The organism is Bacillus sp. FSL R7-0685 (genome assembly GCF_038002425.1).
Lineage (GTDB): Bacteria > Bacillota > Bacilli > Bacillales > Bacillaceae > Bacillus > Bacillus subtilis.
On the sequence record NZ_JBBOCN010000001.1, the window covers coordinates 1,799,615 to 1,820,350 of the forward strand.

Here is a 20,736-nt window from a genome sequence, read left to right on the forward strand (position 1 = left end):
AAATCCCAGTTATCCCAAGAAAGTCTGGATTTCTTCCTTTGCAAGATAAAGAGCAGAAGCAGGTAAGAGAGAAGGAAACGGAAGAAATTGCGATCATCGGTATCTCAGGTCGCTATCCGCAGGCAGACAACATTGATGAATTATGGGAAAAACTGAGGGACGGGCGAGACTGTATTACGGAAATTCCTGCAGACCGCTGGGATCACAGTCTTTATTATGACGAAGATAAAGACAAGCCTGGAAAAACCTACAGCAAGTGGGGCGGCTTCATGAAGGATGTAGACAAGTTTGACCCGCAGTTTTTCCATATTTCGCCGCGTGAGGCAAAATTAATGGACCCGCAAGAGCGTTTATTTTTGCAGTGCGTGTATGAAACGATGGAAGACGCAGGCTATACAAGAGAGCACCTCGGCCGTAAGCGTGATGCTGAGCTTGGCGGAAGCGTCGGTGTTTACGTCGGTGTCATGTACGAAGAATATCAGCTGTACGGGGCACAAGAGCAGGTGCGGGGAAGGTCTCTGGCTTTAACGGGAAATCCATCATCCATCGCGAACCGGGTATCTTATTATTTTGATTTTCACGGACCGAGTATTGCTTTAGACACCATGTGTTCTTCTTCTTTAACGGCTATCCACTTGGCCTGCCAAAGCCTGCAGCGCGGAGAATGTGAGGCGGCATTCGCGGGCGGCGTGAATGTGTCAATCCATCCAAATAAATATTTGATGCTCGGGCAGAACAAATTTATGTCCAGCAAAGGCCGATGTGAAAGCTTCGGACAGGGCGGAGACGGCTATGTGCCGGGGGAAGGCGTTGGAGCAGTGCTTTTGAAGCCATTGTCTAAAGCAGTTGAAGATGGTGATCACATTTATGGAATCATTAAGGGGACAGCCATCAACCACGGGGGAAAAACAAACGGGTACTCAGTGCCCAATCCGAATGCCCAAGCAGATGTCATCAAAAAGGCGTTTGTGGAAGCGAAGGTTGATCCGCGGACAGTCAGTTACATCGAAGCCCACGGCACGGGAACCTCTCTCGGTGATCCTATTGAAATCACAGGGCTGTCCAAAGTGTTTACGCAAGAAACCGATGACAAACAATTTTGTGCAATAGGGTCAGCCAAATCAAATATCGGGCACTGTGAGAGTGCGGCAGGTATTGCAGGAGTAACGAAGGTATTGCTCCAAATGAAATACAGGCAGCTTGCGCCTTCCCTGCATTCAAACGTGCTGAACCCGAATATTGATTTCCTTAACTCGCCGTTTAAAGTACAGCAAGAGCTAGAAGAGTGGAAGAGGCCGATCATCAGTGTCAATGGCAAAGACATCGAATTACCGAGAATCGCAGGAGTCTCTTCATTTGGTGCCGGGGGTGTGAACGCCCATATTTTAATAGAAGAGTATGCTCCGGAACCTGTGGAGGAACGTTTACCAGCGAGGAAACAGCCGGCTGTCATTGTGCTCTCAGCAAAAAATGAGGAAAGACTTCAGAAACGCGCGGAGCGATTGCTGCATGCCATTCGTGAACAAACATATGTTGAAGCAGATTTACACCGAATTGCCTATACGCTGCAAGTCGGCCGGGAAGCGATGAAAGAACGGCTGGCGTTCGTTGCGGAAACGATGCAAGAGCTTGAAGAAAAGCTGTATGAATGTATCTCCGGAACAGAAAATCGTGAATATGTCTATCGCGGACAAGTAAAGAGCAACAAAGAAGCCATTGCTGCTTTTGCTGCTGATGAGGATATGTCAAAAACAATTGAGGCATGGCTGCAAAAAGGAAAATATGCGAAGGTTTTAGACCTGTGGGTAAGAGGTTTGCGAATCGACTGGAGCACGCTATATCAGGATCAAAAACCGCGGCGCATCAGTTTACCTGCCTATCCTTTCGCAAGAGATCGCTATTGGATAGACGTAAATGCAAAGGCTGAGGAAAAAAGAACGGAGGAGCCATTCGCTCCAGTACAGCCCGTTATTCCGAAGCCGTCTGTAGACAGAGAAGCCAGTGGCAAGCCTGCCAATATTACGTTACAGCCTTTAATGACCAATCAGGATCGTTTAGAGCGTGTTCCATCAGATACAGAAACAGAGACGATCACGGCGGAAGCCTTGTGCGATGAACTGACAGCGGGCTTAGCGGAAGTGCTGTACATGGACCAAAACGAGATTGATCCAGACGAAGCATTCATAGATATCGGTATGGACTCGATTACCGGGCTCGAATGGATAAAAGCAATAAATAAACAGTATGGCACATCACTAAATGTCACAAAGGTATATGATTATCCGACAACACGTGATTTCGCTGTTTACTTAGCACACGAGTTAAGCACACAAGCTGGGGAGAAAAAACAAACGGAGACGTACACGCCGATCAGACAAAAAACAGTGGTACCTGCTGCTAAACCGGCTAATATATCTCTGCAGCCGTTAGAACATCATCAGCCAGTGCAAGAGGAAGCTGAAGAAACGATTCAATATGCAGCGGCAGAAATATCTGCATCAAGACAATATACTGTAGCAATTGAAACGCTGCATGAAAACTTGAGGGAAAGCATAGCAGACGTGTTATACATGGAGCCATACGAGGTGGATATTGACGAAGCGTTCATAGATATCGGAATGGACTCGATTACCGGACTCGAATGGATAAAAGCGGTGAACAAGCAATACGGAACGTCTTTTACGGTAACCAGAGTATATGATTATCCAACGATACGTGCTTTTGCCGAAATGCTAAAGTCCGAGCTTGGAACTCATCTTGATAGAAAGATAGAGCATACTGACTCTTTCGAAGCAGCCCAGCAAAAGCCAGCAGCACCATCTCATCCAAAGCCGGCAGAACGGCCCCTACAGCCTGTTCAACATCCAATAAAGAAAGAACATGTGACGAAAACGGTTCCTGTTCTTCAAGACCGCCCGGAGGATGCGATAGCGATTGTCGGGATGTCGGGAAGATACCCTGGCGCTCGTAATGTAAGAGAGTACTGGGATAACCTGGTTCATGCGAGAAATGCCATTCGGGACATTCCAACATCACGGTGGGATGTAGACAAATACTATGATCCTGTCCTCAACAAAAAAGGGAAAGTCTACTGCAAATCAATGGGGATGCTGGATGATATTGAACATTTTGATCCATTGTTTTTTAATATTCCGCCGTCAGAAGCTGAACTGATGGACCCGCAGCATCGAATCTTTTTGCAGGAAGGCTATAAAGCCTTTGAGGACGCTGGGTACAACGCCCGAACTTTAAATGAGAAAAAATGCGGTGTATATCTCGGCATTATGAGCAATGAATACGGGGTCATGCTGAACCGGCAGGCAAGAGCAAATGCCACCGGGAACAGCTTTGCGATCGCTGCGGCGCGTATTCCGTATTTTCTTAATTTAAAAGGGCCAGCGATTCCTATTGACACCGCTTGTTCATCTTCATTGGTCGGCACACATTTAGCGCGCCAGGCACTTATAAACAAAGAAATTGATATGGCGCTGGTCGGCGGGGTCAGCTTATACCTGACGCCGGAATCTTACATGAGTATGTGTGAGGCCGGCATGCTTTCACCTGATGGACAATGTAAAGCATTTGACAATAGCGCGAATGGTTTTGTGCCCGGCGAGGGTGCGGGTGCGCTGGTTCTGAAAAGGCTGAAAGATGCAGAAGCGGACCGTGACCATATTTATGGCATTATCATTGGCTCGGGTATTAATCAGGACGGGAAAACAAACGGAATCACGGCACCGAGTGCGAAAAGCCAAATGGATCTGGAAAGAGACATATATGAAACATACGGCATACATCCTGAGAGTATCAGTTATGTCGAGATGCACGGCACAGGAACAAAACAAGGCGATCCAATTGAATTAGAAGCTCTGTCCACCGTTTTTCAAGAAAAAACAGACAAAAAGCAGTTTTGCGCAATCGGTTCCGTCAAAAGCAATATTGGCCATACATCCGCGGCGGCAGGAGTAGCCGGGGTTCAAAAAGTGTTATTGTGCATGAATCATAAAACACTTGTCCCGACATTGAACTTCACGACACCGAATGAGCATTTTGAATTTGAGCATTCTCCTTTATACGTAAATACGGAGCTTAAGCCTTGGGAAACGGGTGATGGAAAACCGCGGAGAGCATGTGTGAGCTCTTTCGGATATAGCGGAACGAATGCCCATATTGTGATAGAGGAATATCAGCCTGACAAGAGGAACGATCCATTAACAAAGCAGCACCGCTCAGCATTATTTGCACTCTCAGCGAAAAAAGAGAAGCAATTGAAGGCCTATGCGGAAGCAATGAAAGATTTCGTAACTTCCAATGAAGATATCGATCTGGAGGATATGGCATACACACTTCAGACGGGCCGGGAAGCAATGGATTATCGGCTGGCGTTTTTGGCGGATTCGAGAGAAATGCTGATCAAAGCTTTAGATGATTATTTGGCTGAAATGCCGAACGGCAGCATATTTGCTGCTCACGTGAAAACGAAGAAGAGCGAAATCAAGCTGTTTGAAACGGATCATGATGCCAAAGCATTGCTGCAAACATGGATAGAGAAAAAAAGGCTGGAGAAAGTAGCAGAGCTATGGGTGAAAGGGCTGCAGATAGATTGGAATGAGCTTTATGGGGAATACACGCCTCGCCGAATCAGCCTGCCTGCTTATCCGTTCGCGGAAGAGTATTACTGGCTGCCAACTCAAGAAGGTGAACCCGAAACCATTGCTACAGCTCTGCCTCAATCCGAACTGATGCCAAAGCGCTGCTTTCTGCGTAAACAGTGGCAGCCTTGTCCGATTGAACCGGCAGAAATGACGAATCAAACCGTCGCCATTTTGGCAAATGAGGAGACAATGGCATTAGCGGAAGAGCTTTCGACGTATTTCTCGACATACCGTATATTTGACAGCCAAGAGCTGGATCGGGTATCTGCTGCTGACTATGAACACGTTGCTGGAGCAATCGATCTGATCGGGTGCGGAACGAGCCATGAGCATTCTATGGGCTGGATAAACTGGCTCCAAAAGCTGATCGAGCAAGGACGTACAAGCAAGCATCATTTGACGATCTTGGGTGTAACAAAGGGGCTGGAGACCTACGCAAATGACGCTGTTCATTTGTCTGGTGCTTCGCGGGCCGGTTTATACCGCATGCTTCAAAGTGAGTACAGCCACCTTACTTCAAGACATGCAGATATGGAGTGCGAAGCCTCTCATGGGGAGCTGGCCAGACTGATTGCAGTTGAATATTATGCCAAGAGCACAGAATCAGAAGTCTGTTATCGAAACGGACAGCGATATCGAGCATATTTGGCAGAGCAGCCAGCAGAAGCCGCTCTTAGTCATAAGCAAGTATCGTTTTCAACAGACAAAGTCCTGCTCATTACAGGCGGGACAAGAGGTCTCGGCTTGCTGTGTGCGCGGCATTTTGTGAAAACATACGGCGTTAAGCGGCTGGTCCTTATCGGCCGTGAAGAGTTTCCGCCGCGTGACCAGTGGAATTCGGTAAAAATGGCCTCGTTTGCCGAGAAAATAAAAGCCGTTCAAGAGCTAGAAGACATGGGTGCGCAAGTTCAGGTGCTGTCTCTGGATCTCACAGACAGGGTTGCTGTCGAACAGAGCCTGAAGACCATACACGAAACAATGGGGGCGATTGGCGGAGTCATCCATTGTGCCGGGATGGTGAACAAACAAAACCCGGCTTTTATCAGAAAATCACGAGAAGAGATCGAACAGGTGCTTGAACCGAAAGTTGAAGGTCTGCAAACGTTGTTTGACCTGCTTCAGGATGAACCATTGGCGTTTTTCACCTTGTTTTCATCAGTATCAGCGGCCATCCCTGCACTAGCAGCAGGACAAGCTGATTACGCGATGGCAAATGCTTTTATGGATTATTTTGCGGAGGCTCATCAAGATAAATGTCCCATTGTAAGCATTCAGTGGCCTAACTGGAAGGAGACCGGTTTAGGCGAGGTTCGAAGCAAAGCTTTAGAACAAACTGGATTGATCAGTTTGACAAACGACGAGGGATTACAGCTGCTTGACCAGATTCTATCAGACAGACAGTATGCTGTCGTGCTGCCGGCAGTACCAGATACAAACGTTTGGAAGCCGGATAAGCTAATGCAGCCGTCACTGCCTGTCGAAGCTCTCTCACATCCTGAGACGAAAGAGCAAACCGGCACTCGCAACCTGTTCCCTGAAACAGTCGACTGGCTCGTAACTCTTTTTTCAGATGAACTGAAAATAGCTGCAGAAGACTTTGAAACGGATGAACCTTTCCAAGAATACGGAATCGACTCGATTATATTGGCCCAGCTGGTACAGCAGATGAACCAACAATTAAATGGAGATATTGATCCGTCAATTTTGTTTGAATACCCGACAATAGAATCCTTTGCACACTGGCTCATTTCGAAATATGACATATCAGCTGTTTTACAGCCATCTGTTCCTGAGAAACAGCCACCGCTCAAGCCGCAATCAGCGATGAAACAGAAGCTGGTGCCAGAACAGCGGCCGCAACAGATAAGCCATGAAAAAACGGCACTTCTTGCTGAGGACATCGCTATCATCGGTCTTAGTTGCAGGTTCCCAGGAGCAGAAACCCTAGAGGAATACTGGGAACTAATACGTGATGGACGGTCTGCGATTGCGCCTGTTCCGCCTGAACGATTCGGGAACTCCAGCTCAAATTACGCGGGCCTCATTGATGAAATGAACCGATTTGATCATGATTTCTTCATGATGTCCGAAAACGATGTCAAAGCGATGGACCCTCAAGCTTTGGCTGTATTGGAGGAAAGCTTGAAGCTGTGGTATCACGCCGGTTATACAGAGAAAGAAGTGAAGGGCATGAGGGCTGGTGTTTATATAGGAGGCCGCAGCCAGCACAAGCCTGATCCGGCCAGTCTTTCAAAAGCAAGAAATCCGATAGTCGCTGGCGGACAAAACTATTTAGCGGCTAACATCTCACAATTTTTTGACTTGAAGGGACCGAGTATTGTCCTGGATACCGCTTGTTCCTCTGCGCTGGTGGGGCTGAATATGGCCATTCAGGCTCTGCGAAGCGGAGATATTGAGGCAGCGGTTGTAGGCGGCGTCAGTTTGCTTGATGCTGATGCGCATCGAATGTTTTATGAGCGCGGACTTTTATGTGACAAACCGTCATTCCATATTTTTGATAAGCGGGCAGACGGTGTCATTTTAGGAGAAGGCGTGGGCATGGTTCTCGTCAAAACCGTCAGCCAAGCGCTTGAAGACGGAGATTCCATATATGCAGTCATTAAGGCTGCAGCAATTAATAATGATGGAAGAACGGCTGGCCCATCATCTCCGAATCTCGAGGCACAAAAGGACGTCATGCTGTCAGCGCTTGAAAAAAGCGGCAAAAAGACTGAAGAGATCAGCTATCTCGAAGCGAACGGATCGGGGTCGGCAGTAACAGATTTACTTGAATTAAAGGCAATCCAGTCCATTTACCGTTCTGAATCAAAGGCTCCGTTAGGGCTGGGATCGGTGAAACCTAACATCGGCCATCCATTATGTGCAGAGGGGATTGCGAGCCTGATTAAAGTAGCTTTAATGCTGAAGCATAGACAATTGGTTCCATTCCTGTCAGGTAATGAAAATATGCCGTATTTTGATATAGAAAAGACAGATTTGTATTTCAGCAGATCGCAAGCCGAGTGGAAGGAGACAACGCCGGCTGCGGCAATTAATTGTTTTGCAGATGGCGGAACGAACGCCCATCTCATTATAGAAGGTTGGAAAGACTCGGCTGCTCGTCCAATTAGAAGAAAACCTCTGCTTTTGCCGGAATTAAATAGGCAGCCCGTTTTAATCAAACCATCAGCACAAAACGTGCAGAAAAAAGTGCATTCAGACACAGGGGCTTCTAAAGATATGTTTTGGAAAACTTTCAAATAAGAGAGGAGTGGGAAAATGATAACTGAACAACTGCATATTTCATTAAATAATCCAATCATGTCCAACCACAAGGTATATGGACAAGCGTTATTACCCGGCCTTGCTTATATAGATTTGATCTACCAAGTATTCCAGGAACATGGTTATGCATACCAAGAGCTTGAATTAAAAAACCTGACCATTTTTTACCCTTTGATCGCAGATGAGTCATATGACATTGCCCTGACCATTCATGTGTCTGAAAGAAAGGAAGGGACATGGTCCATCATCATCGACGGACAAAAACAGCATGGAGAGTCGCTATCTGATAAGAGACAATATGTGACTGCTGACATGCATCGTAAAGAGCAAGCTTCTTTTGCCGAATCAATAGACCTTAATCATTGGAAAAATACAGCTGACAGGATTCTGAATTTAGATGAAATATATGAACAATGCCGCTCTCAAGAGTTAGTGCATACCGGCATGATGAAGGCGGAAGGACAGATTTATGAAACCAAAGAGGGTGCTTTAATTGATTTAGCAGTTGGACAGGAAGCCCTGCGCCATTCTGAAGCTTTTCTGTTTCATCCGACGCTTATTGACGGCAGCGGCATAGGTTCAAGCTGCCTGATCTCAGATCAAACGATGTACCTGCCATTGTATTATGAATCGTTTTCTGCTTCAGAACGATTGCAAAAAGGATGTACAGCACGGATCCTCTCCTCATCTGTGCGCCAAAAGAAAGAGCTCACTTATATGACGATTGAATATTTTAATTCATCAGGACAAAAAGTGGCCGAGCTGAAACAATTTGCAGGCAAGTCTGTACGGAATATGTCAGCCTTTCATTCTCCAAAAGGAATTCAAGAAAAAAGAGCTGCTGTCTCTCAGAACATCAGTCGGGACTATCCCGCATTTGAAATGTATTTGCGTCAGTTGCTTGCTAAGCAGCTTGAAAGGCCGGCAGAACAAATGGATATCCACGCTGGGTACTATGAGCTAGGCTTGGATTCTCCGTCATTGCTTACCGTGGTTCAGGAAATTGGAGATAAGGTTGGAGCGGATCTTGCTCCGACACTGCTGTTTGAATTTACAACAATTGCAGAACTAGCTGCTCATCTTGCTGATCACTATTCAATTGGAGAGGCGGACAATGCTGTCCGCCAATCTCCTTCACCAATGAAGGATTCTCCTGATGGTGTTACCTCTTCACCAGAGATCGGGGATGACATTGCCATTATCGGAATGGCGGGACGCTATCCTAAGGCGAAAAATATACAGGAATTTTGGGAACAGCTTAAAGCGGGTACCGACTGCATCACAGAGATTCCAAACTCACGCTGGGAATGGAAAGAAAACAATGGACTGGATTCACCTTCGGGCAAGCCATTGTCAAAATGGGGCGGGTTTATCGAGGATGCTGATTGTTTTGATCCTCAATTTTTCAGAATCTCTCCGCGTGAAGCGGAAATGATGGACCCTCAGGAACGGTTATTTTTAGAGACGTGCTGGGAAGCTATTGAAGATGCGGGTTATACACCAGAGACGATTGCTTCACCGCAGGGAGAAAATAAAAGACAGCATGTCGGTGTGTTTGCCGGCGTTATGCATAAGGACTATTCCCTTATAGGGGCTGAAGCTCTATCAGAACATAATCCATTTCCTTTATCGCTGAATTATGCGCAAATCGCCAACAGGGTCTCTTACTATTGTAATTTCCACGGCCCAAGCATGGCGGTGGACACGGTCTGCTCTTCCTCATTAACTGCGGTTCATCTGGCAATAGAGAGCATCCGGAATGGAGAATGCGAGGCCGCGCTTGCCGGAGGCGTCAATTTGTCACTGCATCCGGCTAAATATATCAGCTATGGCAGTGTAGGGATGCACTCAAGTGACGGCTATTGCCATACTTTCGGCAAAGGCGGGGATGGCTACGTATCTGGAGAAGGTGTCGGCACAGTATTGCTAAAACCGCTGCGAAAAGCTGAACAGGACGGTGACCGAATCTATGCTGTCATCAAAGGCAGTGCGATCAATCATGTAGGGAAAGTAAGCGGAATTACAGTACCGAGCCCGGTAGCTCAAGCTGATGTTATCGAAGCGTGTCTAGAAAAAACAGGAATTGATCCGCGCACCATCAGCTATGTTGAAGCCCATGGCACTGGCACCTCATTGGGAGATCCGATTGAAATACAGGGGTTAGTAAAAGCTTTCAGCCGCAATACGCAGGACAAGCAATTCTGTTCAATCGGTTCTGTTAAATCGAATATTGGCCATGCTGAAGCTGCAGCCGGCATTAGCGGCTTAACGAAGACTGTCCTGCAGTTGCATCATAAAACCTTGGTGCCCTCATTACATTCAGAAGAGCTGAATCCTTATTTGAAGCTCGATCAAACCCCATTTTTTGTCCAGCATGAAACAAAGGAATGGGAGCAGCCATCTTTTACAGAAAACGGGGTGGACGTCACATATCCCCGCCGTGCCGGTTTAAGTTCGTTTGGCGCTTCAGGATCAAATGCGCATCTTATTTTGGAAGAATATATTCCGGCAGAGAGCCATTCAGAGAAGATTTTAACGAAAAATGAAGAAATAGTGATACCTTTGTCTGCGAGAAACAAAGATCGTCTGCAGGCTTACGCTCTTAAACTTCTTGATTTTCTTAGCGAGGACGTCAATCTTTTAGCGTTAGCTTATACCATGCAGGCAGGGCGGGTTGAAATGGAGGAGCGTGCGGCCTTCATCGTAAAAGATATAAAAGATTTAACGGCTAAACTTCGGGCGTTTGCCAATGGAGAAGAAGAGATCGAGGGCTACTGGACCGGACAAGCCAAGGAGAATCAGGAGGCGGCTGGGCTAGCATCGGTAAATGCGCTGAATAACAATTTGACAACAGACAGTGAAATGATGGAAATGGCGAAAGCATGGGTTCAAGGAAAGCGGGTCACCTGGGACGACCTGTACGGCGATCGCAAGCCGCTTAAGATCAGTGTTCCGACCTATCCGTTTGCAAGGGAGCGCTACTGGATCCCGGTTCCTGAAATGAAAACCAGCACTGTGAATCATATCTTACATCCGCTGGTGCACCGCAATACATCAGACTTTACTGAGCAGCGCTTTAGCTCTGTATTTACAGGCACGGAATTTTTCCTTTCTGATCATGTTGTACAGGGACAGAAGATTTTGCCGGGCGTTGCCTATTTAGAAATGGCAAGGGAAGCAGCGGAAAAAGCTGCAGGCGATCTGGACGGCGAACAAAGAGTGGTGTCGCTTAAAGACATTGTGTGGGTGCGTCCTATCACGATTGAAAGTGAACCAAAAGAAATACATATTGGCCTTTTTCCTGAGGATAACGGGGAAATCTCCTTTGACATTTATAGCAGCTCTGAACATAAAGAAGAAGCCCTGACGATACACTGCCAAGGCCGCGCTGTCATTTCAGATGAAGCGGACACTTCCATTTTAAACCTTTCATCAATACAGACAGAATGCAGTTTGGACACAGTGACGTCAGAACAATGCTATGCAGCGTTTCGAAAGATTGGGCTTGACTATGGAGAGGGCTATCAAGGGATTGAAAAAGTCTATGTCGGCAAAGATCAATTGCTTGCAAAAATCTCGTTACCCGCTTTTCTAAAAAACGACAAGCAGCATTTTGCGCTCCACCCGAGTTTGATGGATTCCGCGTTCCATGCCACAGTCGGTTTTATCGTTAGCTCAGTCAATGCCGCTGGACAAGCTCAGACGCTGTCTCTTCCATTTGCGTTACAGGAGGTTGATATTTTCAGCCCATGTCCAGAGAAGATATGGTCTTATATTCGATACAGTTCAGACAGTAAAGCGGAGGACAAAGTCAGAAAGTATGATATTGATTTATGTGATGAGAACGGACATGTTTGTGTGCGAATGAAGGGTGCCTCGATGCGGGCACTTGATGGAGAGCAGCATTCAAAGCCGCAACTATTAACTGATTCTCAGCTGACCGGGCATACGATGATGATCCCTGTCTGGGAACCAGTCTCTTCAGATACGGAGGATAATGCTTCGTTTGCTGGTACACGAGTTGTTTTATGCGGTGCTGCTGAAGCTGATCGGGCATTAATAAAGCATCATTATCCGCAAGTATCCTTTATCGATATCCGGCCTGCAGATGACATTGAGGGAATAGCGGACAAACTGCAAGCGTACGGAAGCATTGACCATGTATTGTGGATTGCCCCGTCACACCGGGGAAGTATAGGTAGTGATGGACAAGAAGAAGCTGTTCTTCACTTATTTAAGCTTGTGAAAGCATGCCTGCAATTAGGCTATGGCGAGAAACAACTTGAATGGTCTCTTGTGACCGTCCAAGCGCAGCCGGTTACGCAACATGAGGCAGTACAACCCGCTCATGCAAGCATTCATGGGCTTGCCGGCACAATGGCAAAGGAATATCCACACTGGAAAATCCGTCTTCTCGATCTTGAAAAAGGCTGCACATGGCCGGTAAATCACATGTTTGCGCTCCCAGCTGACCGCCTTGGCCATGCTTGGGCCTATCGTAATCAGCAATGGCATCAGCAGCAATTGATCCCATATCAGCACTCACTGTCAGGCGACACGCTATATCGGAAAGGCGGAGTCTATGTGGTCATCGGAGGAGCCGGGTATATCGGAGAGGCGTGGAGTGAGTACATGATCCGCCGCTACCAGGCGCAAATCGTTTGGATTGGGCGAAGTCAACTTAATGCTGCCATCCAGTCAAAAATAGACCGACTTTCGGCGCTTGGCCCAGAGCCTTTCTACATTGCAGCCGATGCAGCCGATAAGCATTCATTGCAGCAGGCTTATGAACAAGTGAAAAAACGTCATCCTCATATTCACGGGATTGTTCACTCTGCGATGGTTTTATTTGAGCAAAGCCTGGAAAAAATGAAGGCGGAAGAATTCACCGCTGGACTGGCGGCGAAGATCGATGTCAGTATTCAGATGGCCCAAGTGTTCCGCCAGGAGAATGTAGATTTTGTTTTATTCTTCTCTTCGCTTGTAGCCCATATCAAAAATGTGAAGCAAAGCCATTATGCCTCTGGCTGTACATTTGCAGATGCTTTTGCTCACCGGCTTTCTCAGAGCTGGGCATGCCCTGTAAAAGTCATGAACTGGGGATATTGGGGGAATAGTGAAGCGGCTGAGGATGAACATTATGTACAGCTCATGAATCAAATCGGCTTAGGTTTAATTGAGCCTGCGGAGGCTATGAAGGCGCTGGAAGCGCTGCTTTCTGGGCCAGTCAGCCAAACAGCTTTCATTCATACGACAAAGCCTGTAGCAGTCGAAGGCGTGAATCAGAATGAATTCATCACTCTTTATCCAGAGCAACCTTCAGCAGATGCAGAGAGCCTGATGGAGCGTCTGCCGACTACGGGACGATTTCAAAGAGTGACACATGAAGAGCTTGATGATCTTCTTTACAGGCTGTTGTTAGGACAGCTGCAAACAGCCGGGCTGTTTGATGGTTATACATTATCGGTTGAACGTCTTCAACAATATAAGACTCGTGAATTTTATGGAAAATGGATTCGGCAAAGCAGCGAATTTCTCTTGCAGCATGGCTATCTTAAGAAAGTTGGAGATTCATTGGTGAGGAAGGACCAAGCAGAGGATATCGAGCTGCTTTGGCTAGAATGGAACGCGAAAAAAGAAAAGTGGCTTAAAGACAGCGAGACAAAGGCGATGGTTGTATTAGCAGAGGCCATGCTGCAAGCATTACCGGATATTTTGACAGGGAAAGTCCCTGCAACAGATATCATGTTCCCGCATTCCTCGATGGAACTGGTGGAAGGCATTTATAAGCATAACCAAGTGGCAGACTATTTTAATAAAGTGCTTGCCGATACATTATTAGCTTATCTGGATGAACGTCTGAAGCACGACCCTGAGGCATCGATTCGCATTATGGAAATAGGCGCAGGCACAGGCGGCACGAGTGCCGGAATCTTTGAAAAACTGAAACCATATCAAAAGCACATCAATGAATATTGCTATACAGATCTGTCTAAAGCATTTTTGCTGCATGCAGAAAAGGAATATGGGGCGGAAAATCCGTACCTGACATATCAGCTTTTTGATGTGGAAAAACCGATTGATCAGCAGGAATTTGAAGCGGGAGGCTATGATGTCGTCATTGCCGCTAATGTCCTTCACGCAACAAAAAATATCCGTCAAACACTGCGGCATACAAAAGCGGTAATGAAAAACAACGGAATGCTGCTGTTGAATGAAATGGCGGGAAACAGCCTGTTCCCTCACATCACCTTTGGTCTTTTGGAAGGCTGGTGGCTGTATGAAGATCCTGCAGTGCGGATTCCCGGCTGTCCAGGCTTACATCCTGACAGCTGGAAAGCGGCACTTGAAAGCGAAGGCTTTGAATCTGTCTTTTTCCCGGCCGAGGCGGCACATGATCTGAGTCACCAAATCGTCGCAGCCTCAAGCAACGGGCTGGTTCGACGTATGATGAAAAATGTGATCCTGCCGGAGAAGGTTGTTTCACAAGCGTCTAATCAGGAGCCAGCCTACATTCATACCATAGATTCAGAGGAAGCTGGACAATCGAAACATGCTCTCCTAAGAGAAAAAAGCACAGAATATATGAAAAAACTAATCGGGGAAACGTTGAAAATTCCTGCAGGAAAGATTGAGTCATCTGAACCGCTTGAAAAGTACGGTATTGATTCTATCGTTGTTGTCCAGCTGACGAATACATTGCGTAAAGAATTTGACCATGTAAGCAGCACTTTATTTTTCGAGTACCAGACCATTGACGCATTAGTGGAGCATTTCATCAAAACAAAAACAGAAGCTCTGATGAAATTAACAGGTCTTGACCGTCAAGTTCAACAACATACACCGGCCGAAAGCAGAACCCAATCTTCACAGAAACCTGATCAGGCCGCTAAAAGAACACGGCGCTTTCGCAAGCTTGGCTTCAGCGGGGAGAAAGAAACACCGACAAACACTCTTGCAAGCCGTGACGTTGCCGTTATCGGCATTTCTGGACGCTATCCTCAGGCGGAAACAGCAGAAGACTTTTGGAACAACCTAAAAGAAGGAAGAAATTGTATTGAGGAAATTCCGAAAGATCGCTGGGATTGGAAAGCTTATTACGATAAAGAAAAAGGAAAAGAAGGATCAATTTATACGAAATGGGGCGGATTTATCAAGGATATGGACAAGTTTGACCCATTATTCTTTCAGATTTCTCCGCTTGAGGCAGAAAGAATGGACCCTCAGGAGCGATTATTTCTGCAAACCGCTTATGCAAGTATTGAAGACGCGGGATACACGCCTGACTCGCTCTGTTCAAGCAGAAAAATCGGCGTCTTTGCCGGAGTCATGAACAAAAATTATCCGACTGGCTACGGCTATTGGTCTATCGCCAACAGAATATCCTATTTACTGAATTTCCAAGGCCCGAGTCTTGCAGTCGATACAGCCTGCTCATCCTCCCTGACAGCGATTCATTTAGCGCTGGAAAGCATCTATAGCGGATCGAGTGATTGTGCCATTGCCGGCGGTGTCAATTTAGTTGTCGACCCGGTTCACTATCAGAATTTATCTGTCATGAATATGCTCTCTGCTAGTGATACATGTAAATCATTCGGCGATGATGCAGATGGATTTGTCGACGGTGAAGGCGTAGGCGCCATTGTGTTAAAGCCGCTGCAGCAAGCAATAGCGGACGGTGACCATATTTACGGTGTGATAAAGGCAAGTGCCATTAATAGCGGAGGAAAAACAAATGGATACACAGTTCCAAATCCTCATGCACAGGCACAGGTGATTAAAGAAGCAATTGAGCGCGCCGACATTCCTGCCCGAACCATCAGTTATTTAGAGGCGCATGGAACAGGCACTGCATTAGGAGATCCGATTGAGATAGCGGGGTTAACAAAAGCATTCGAGAAAGATACGCAGGAGAAACAGTTTTGTGCGATCGGCTCCAGCAAATCAAATATCGGCCATTGTGAAAGTGCAGCCGGAATTGCAGGGCTGACAAAAATACTTTTTCAGTTTAAATATGGCCAAATTGCGCCATCATTGCATGCTCAGCGGTTGAATCCGAACATCGAGTTCAGCCATACGCCATTTGTCGTTCAGCAGCAACTTGGTGAATGGAAACGCCCGGTGATTGGCGGGCAAGAGGTGCCTAGGCGCGCTGGCTTGAGCAGTTTTGGCGCCGGAGGGTCCAATGCCCATATCATCCTGGAAGAATATATTCCAAGAACGGGGGCGCAAACGCCGAAAGACCATCCTCCAGCGCTGATTGTGCTGTCGGCCAAAAACATGGAACGTTTGCAAGAAAAAGCGGAACAGCTGCTTACAGCCATCAAACAAAAAAGGTACCGCGAAACAGACCTGATCAGGATTGCCTATACCTTGCAAACAGGCCGTGAAGCAATGGAGGAACGGCTGGCCTTTATAGCGGAATCACTAGAGGATCTTGAGAGAAAGCTGAACGATTTTATCGAAAACAAAGCAGACAGCCTGTATCTGGATCGCATCGATGATAACAAAAAAGCGTTAGCAGTCTTATCAGCGGATGAGGATACGGAAAAAATCATAGAAGCATGGATGAGCAAAGGGAAATACACGAAACTGCTGGATCTTTGGGTGAAAGGCTTGTCTTTCGACTGGGGCATGCTGTACGGCACCCAAACGCCTGTCCGGATCAGTCTTCCGGCATATCCATTTGCAAAAGAACGTTACTGGGCGCCAGGCGCGGCAAAGGCTCCGGCGTCTATAGAACAGGATCATGATCAGCAAACTGAAGAACCTTTCAAGGTTATGACGTTTCAAGAAGTGTGGAAAGAAGAGCCGGCGACTCTCACATCGAAACGTATCAAAACGCTCATCTGTTTTCTGACTGAAAGAGAAAAGCAAAACGCATTTGCTTCAGCCCTGAAAAACGTTGATCAAGACACCAAGGTCATTTTTATATCACAGGGCGAAGTGTACAGCAAACAGTCTGAATATAGCTATCAGATTGTGCGGCAAGAACCCGTTACTTTTGAAAAGGCCTTCCAGAGCATTAAAGAAGAACTTGGAGAGCCAGATGCAATCCTCTATATGTGGCCTATGGAAGACAAGCGCTGTATTAAGGACCATTCCTGTATTGTTTACCTATTACAAGGTATGTCCGCAGCAAAGCTTCATCCTTCACGGCTGCTGCTGGCAGGATGTTTTGAAGATAGTCTTGACCGAAGTTATCTGGAATCATGGATTGGCTTCGAACGTTCACTCGGGCTTGTCCTTCCGCACACAAAAGTGACTGGAATCTTTCAGCCCGCGGAACAAGGATCGATGGATGATTGGACACGTAAAGTCTGGGCAGAATTACAGGCTTCAACTGAACAAACGGTTTTGTATCAGAATCTGAAACGATATGTAAATCACATTGAACAGACAACGATACAACCGGACAACAGCAAATTGAAGTCTGGCGGTACTTACCTGATTACAGGCGGTGTAGGAGGGCTTGGTTATTTATTTGCCAAGCATTTGGCCAAAAACTATGCCGCAAACCTGATTTTGACAGGGAGGTCGCCTTTTAATGATGAGAAGCAAAAGCAAATAAAAGAATTAAAGGATCTAGGCGGCGAAGCGATGTATGCAGAAGCAGATGTGTCTGATCCTATCGCAATGGGAGACTGCGTAAAAAGAGGGAAAGACCGATTCGGTGCCATCAACGGTGTTATTCATGCAGCCGGAATCGAGAGCGACTCTGCTATTTTTGACAAAAAGATCGAAAGCTTCCAGCGCATCATTGAACCGAAAATCAACGGCACGATAGCGCTTGATGAATGGCTTAAAAATGAAGACCTTGATTTTATGTGTTATTTTTCTTCTTCTTCTGCGGTTTTAGGGGATTTTGGATGTTGTGATTATGCGATTGGCAATAGGTTTCAGATGGCTTACGCACAATACAGAAATGAGCTGCATAACGGTAAAACGTTTGTCATCAACTGGCCTGTGTGGAAGGATGGCGGAATGAAGATCGGTGATGAGGAAACAACGGATATGTACCTGAAATCAAGCGGCCAACGCTTCCTAGAAGCCGAGGAAGGTATCCGTATGTTTGAGCACATCCTAGCTCAGCAGGATGCTCAGCATCTCGTGATAGCCGGTCAGCCCAGCCGTGTCAGCAGATTTTTAGGAATGACTGAACCAGCTATTCCAGAACCGGCCACTCAAGCCCCTCTAGCACAAGAAAACAAGGATGAGGTAAAAACACTAAGCATTGAAAAGCGTTTAGAACACGACTTGAAAGAGCATATTCACACATTGCTTAAGATTTCAAAGGACAAGCTGAATTTGAACAAAAATTGGGCCGACTTCGGATTTGATTCGATCTATTTGGCTAAATTCTCGAACGTGTTATCAAAGCATTTCAACATCGAAGTGACACCGGCTTTATTTTTCGGCTATTCAACTTTACAAGAATTGATCAGCTTTTTCTTAACCGATCATAAAGAGCTGATTGAAGCATTTTACCGGGATGATGCATCAGAGGCGCAAAAGCCCCCTGAAGCTTATGCAGTAATTCCTGTAGCTCCAGAACCGGAAACCAGTAAACAAAGCATTCGGCAGGTTCACGATGAGCCTATTGCCATTATCGGCATGAGCGGCAGGTTCCCTCAAGCTGATTCGGTCCATGAGCTGTGGGATAATCTGAAAAACGGTAAATCGTGTATCTCTGACATTCCGGGCGAACGCCGGGACTGGGGGAGAGCTAACAGAGATCCAGAAAAAGCAGTGCCAAGGTGGGGTGCATTTTTGAAGGACATAGACCGGTTTGATCCGCTGTTTTTTCAAATATCGCCTAAAGAAGCCGAAAGCATGGATCCGCGCCAGCGCATTTTTCTAGAGGAAGCATGGCACACGTTTGAAGACGCCGGCTATATGGGAGATCGGATAAAAGGAAAATCCTGCGGTGTTTATGTAGGTGTGGAAGAAGGGGAATATGCGCATCTAACCGGAGATTCGGATTACATTAACGGAACACAAAACGCCACATTGTCTGCGAGAATCGCATACGCATTGGATTTAAAAGGGCCTAATATGGCTTTGACAGCAGCATGTTCATCTGGACTGGTGGCGATTCACCAGGCATGTTCAGCTCTGCGTCAGGGGGATTGTGAAATGGCTTTAGCCGGCGGCGTCAGCTTGAATATTTCTCACATGTCTTTTGAGGCGCTGACAAGGGCCGAAATGCTGTCTCCGAACGGACAATGCAAAGTGTTTGACCAGGATGCCAATGGTCTTGTGCCAGGTGAAGCGGTGGCTGCTGTTCTCTTGAAACCATTATCAAAGGCAATTGAAGATAAAGATCATATTTATGGCTGCATCAAAGCCAGCGGCGTGAATTACGATGGCAAAACCAACGGCATTACTGCGCCAAATCCTTTTAGCCAGGCAGAATTGATCGAAAACATTTATGAAAAAAATGAAATCAATCCGCTCGATATTCAATATGTGATGGCGCACAGTACCGGCTCGAATCTTGGTGATCCGCTTGAGGTCCAAGCGTTAACGAGCGTGTTCAGCAAATATACGAAGCAGAAGCAATTCTGTATGATCAGCTCAATTAAACCTTTAATCGGACACACATTTGCAGCGTCAGGAACGGTTGCTTTAATCAGTATGCTGATGGCTATGAAAAACCAGATCATTCCGGCCACTCATCACTGTGAATCGGAAAACCCGTATATTCCGTTTAAAGAAAGCCCATTTGTGCTTTGCAAAGAAAACCGTTCGTGGATCAGGAAAAATCAGAAGCCGAGGATGGGAACGATCAGCACGACTGGAATCAGCGGCACCAATGCACATGCAGTCATTGAAGAATACATTCCGGATGATCAGCCGTCCACACAGCGGCATCAAGGGTCACCGCAGATCATTGTGCTTTCAGCCCAAAATGACGATCGGCTTCAGGATGCTGCCTGCCGCATGATTGCGTATCTGGAGCAGAATCATAACCTTTCTTTACCTGATGTGGCATATACGCTTCAGGTTGGGAGAAAAGCCATGGAAGCAAGGCTCGCGATCGTTGCAAACAATCAGAAGCAATTGGTGCGAAAATTGAAGGAATATGTGGAAGCAATGAAGAATGGTGGGGTATCAGGCCAACAGAGATCCCTTTATACAGGATATACAGAAGGGATGTTAGAAGAACAAGATGAAGCAGTTCTGCAAGCTCTCGCAAAAGAAAGAAATTTGGAAAACATCGCGGAATGCTGGGTGAAAGGATATCAGATTCCTTGGGAACTCCTTCATGATGGCGATCACGTTCGGATGGTTTCTTTACCTGGTTATCCATTTGCAAGGGAACGGTATTGGGTTTCGTCAGGCACTCAGCAATCAGAGGCCGTTAAACAGCATTCACAAGATATGAAAACAGAGATTGACGAGCCGAATGGCAAAACCCATATTCAAAAGATCATTGTTCAATTTTTAGCACGAGAATTGGGCATATCTGAGGATCGAATCAATTTCAAAAGAAACTTTTTGGATTATGGGATGGATTCAATTCTTGGCCGAAAATTGATGCGGCATATCGAAAAAACCACGCAGCTGAAGATGGCCGGCCGGGAAATCCTTGAATGTCAGACAGTCCAAACTCTATCTGACCATTTGGCCTTAAAAGCGGAAAAACAAAATTATAGCGCAGCAGCACATCACATAAAGGGCACGTATACAGACGAGCAAATCATCGGATTGATGCAAGAGGTGGCGCTAGGGAAATTGGATTTTAAGAGTGTGCAAAACATCATAGAAGGGAGTAAATCGTATGAATCATAAA

General features: G+C 46.4%; 2 protein-coding genes (1 of these 2 running past the window's edge). Both read left to right on the forward strand.

What is annotated here, in order from left to right; genetic code table 11:
• Positions 1-7,919: the 3' portion of a polyketide synthase PksL gene (pksL, locus tag MKY50_RS09350; protein ID WP_341116537.1), read on the forward strand. It extends 5,698 nt beyond the left edge of the window; 7,919 of the gene's 13,617 nt are visible here — the last part of the coding sequence; its start codon lies off the left edge, out of view; its stop codon occupies positions 7,917-7,919.
• Positions 7,920-7,934: 15 nt separating this feature from the next.
• Positions 7,935-20,735, forward strand: a complete 12,801-nt coding sequence (gene pksM / locus MKY50_RS09355) for a polyketide synthase PksM (RefSeq protein WP_341116538.1) — start codon at positions 7,935-7,937, stop codon at positions 20,733-20,735.
• Position 20,736: the final 1 nt, after the last annotated feature.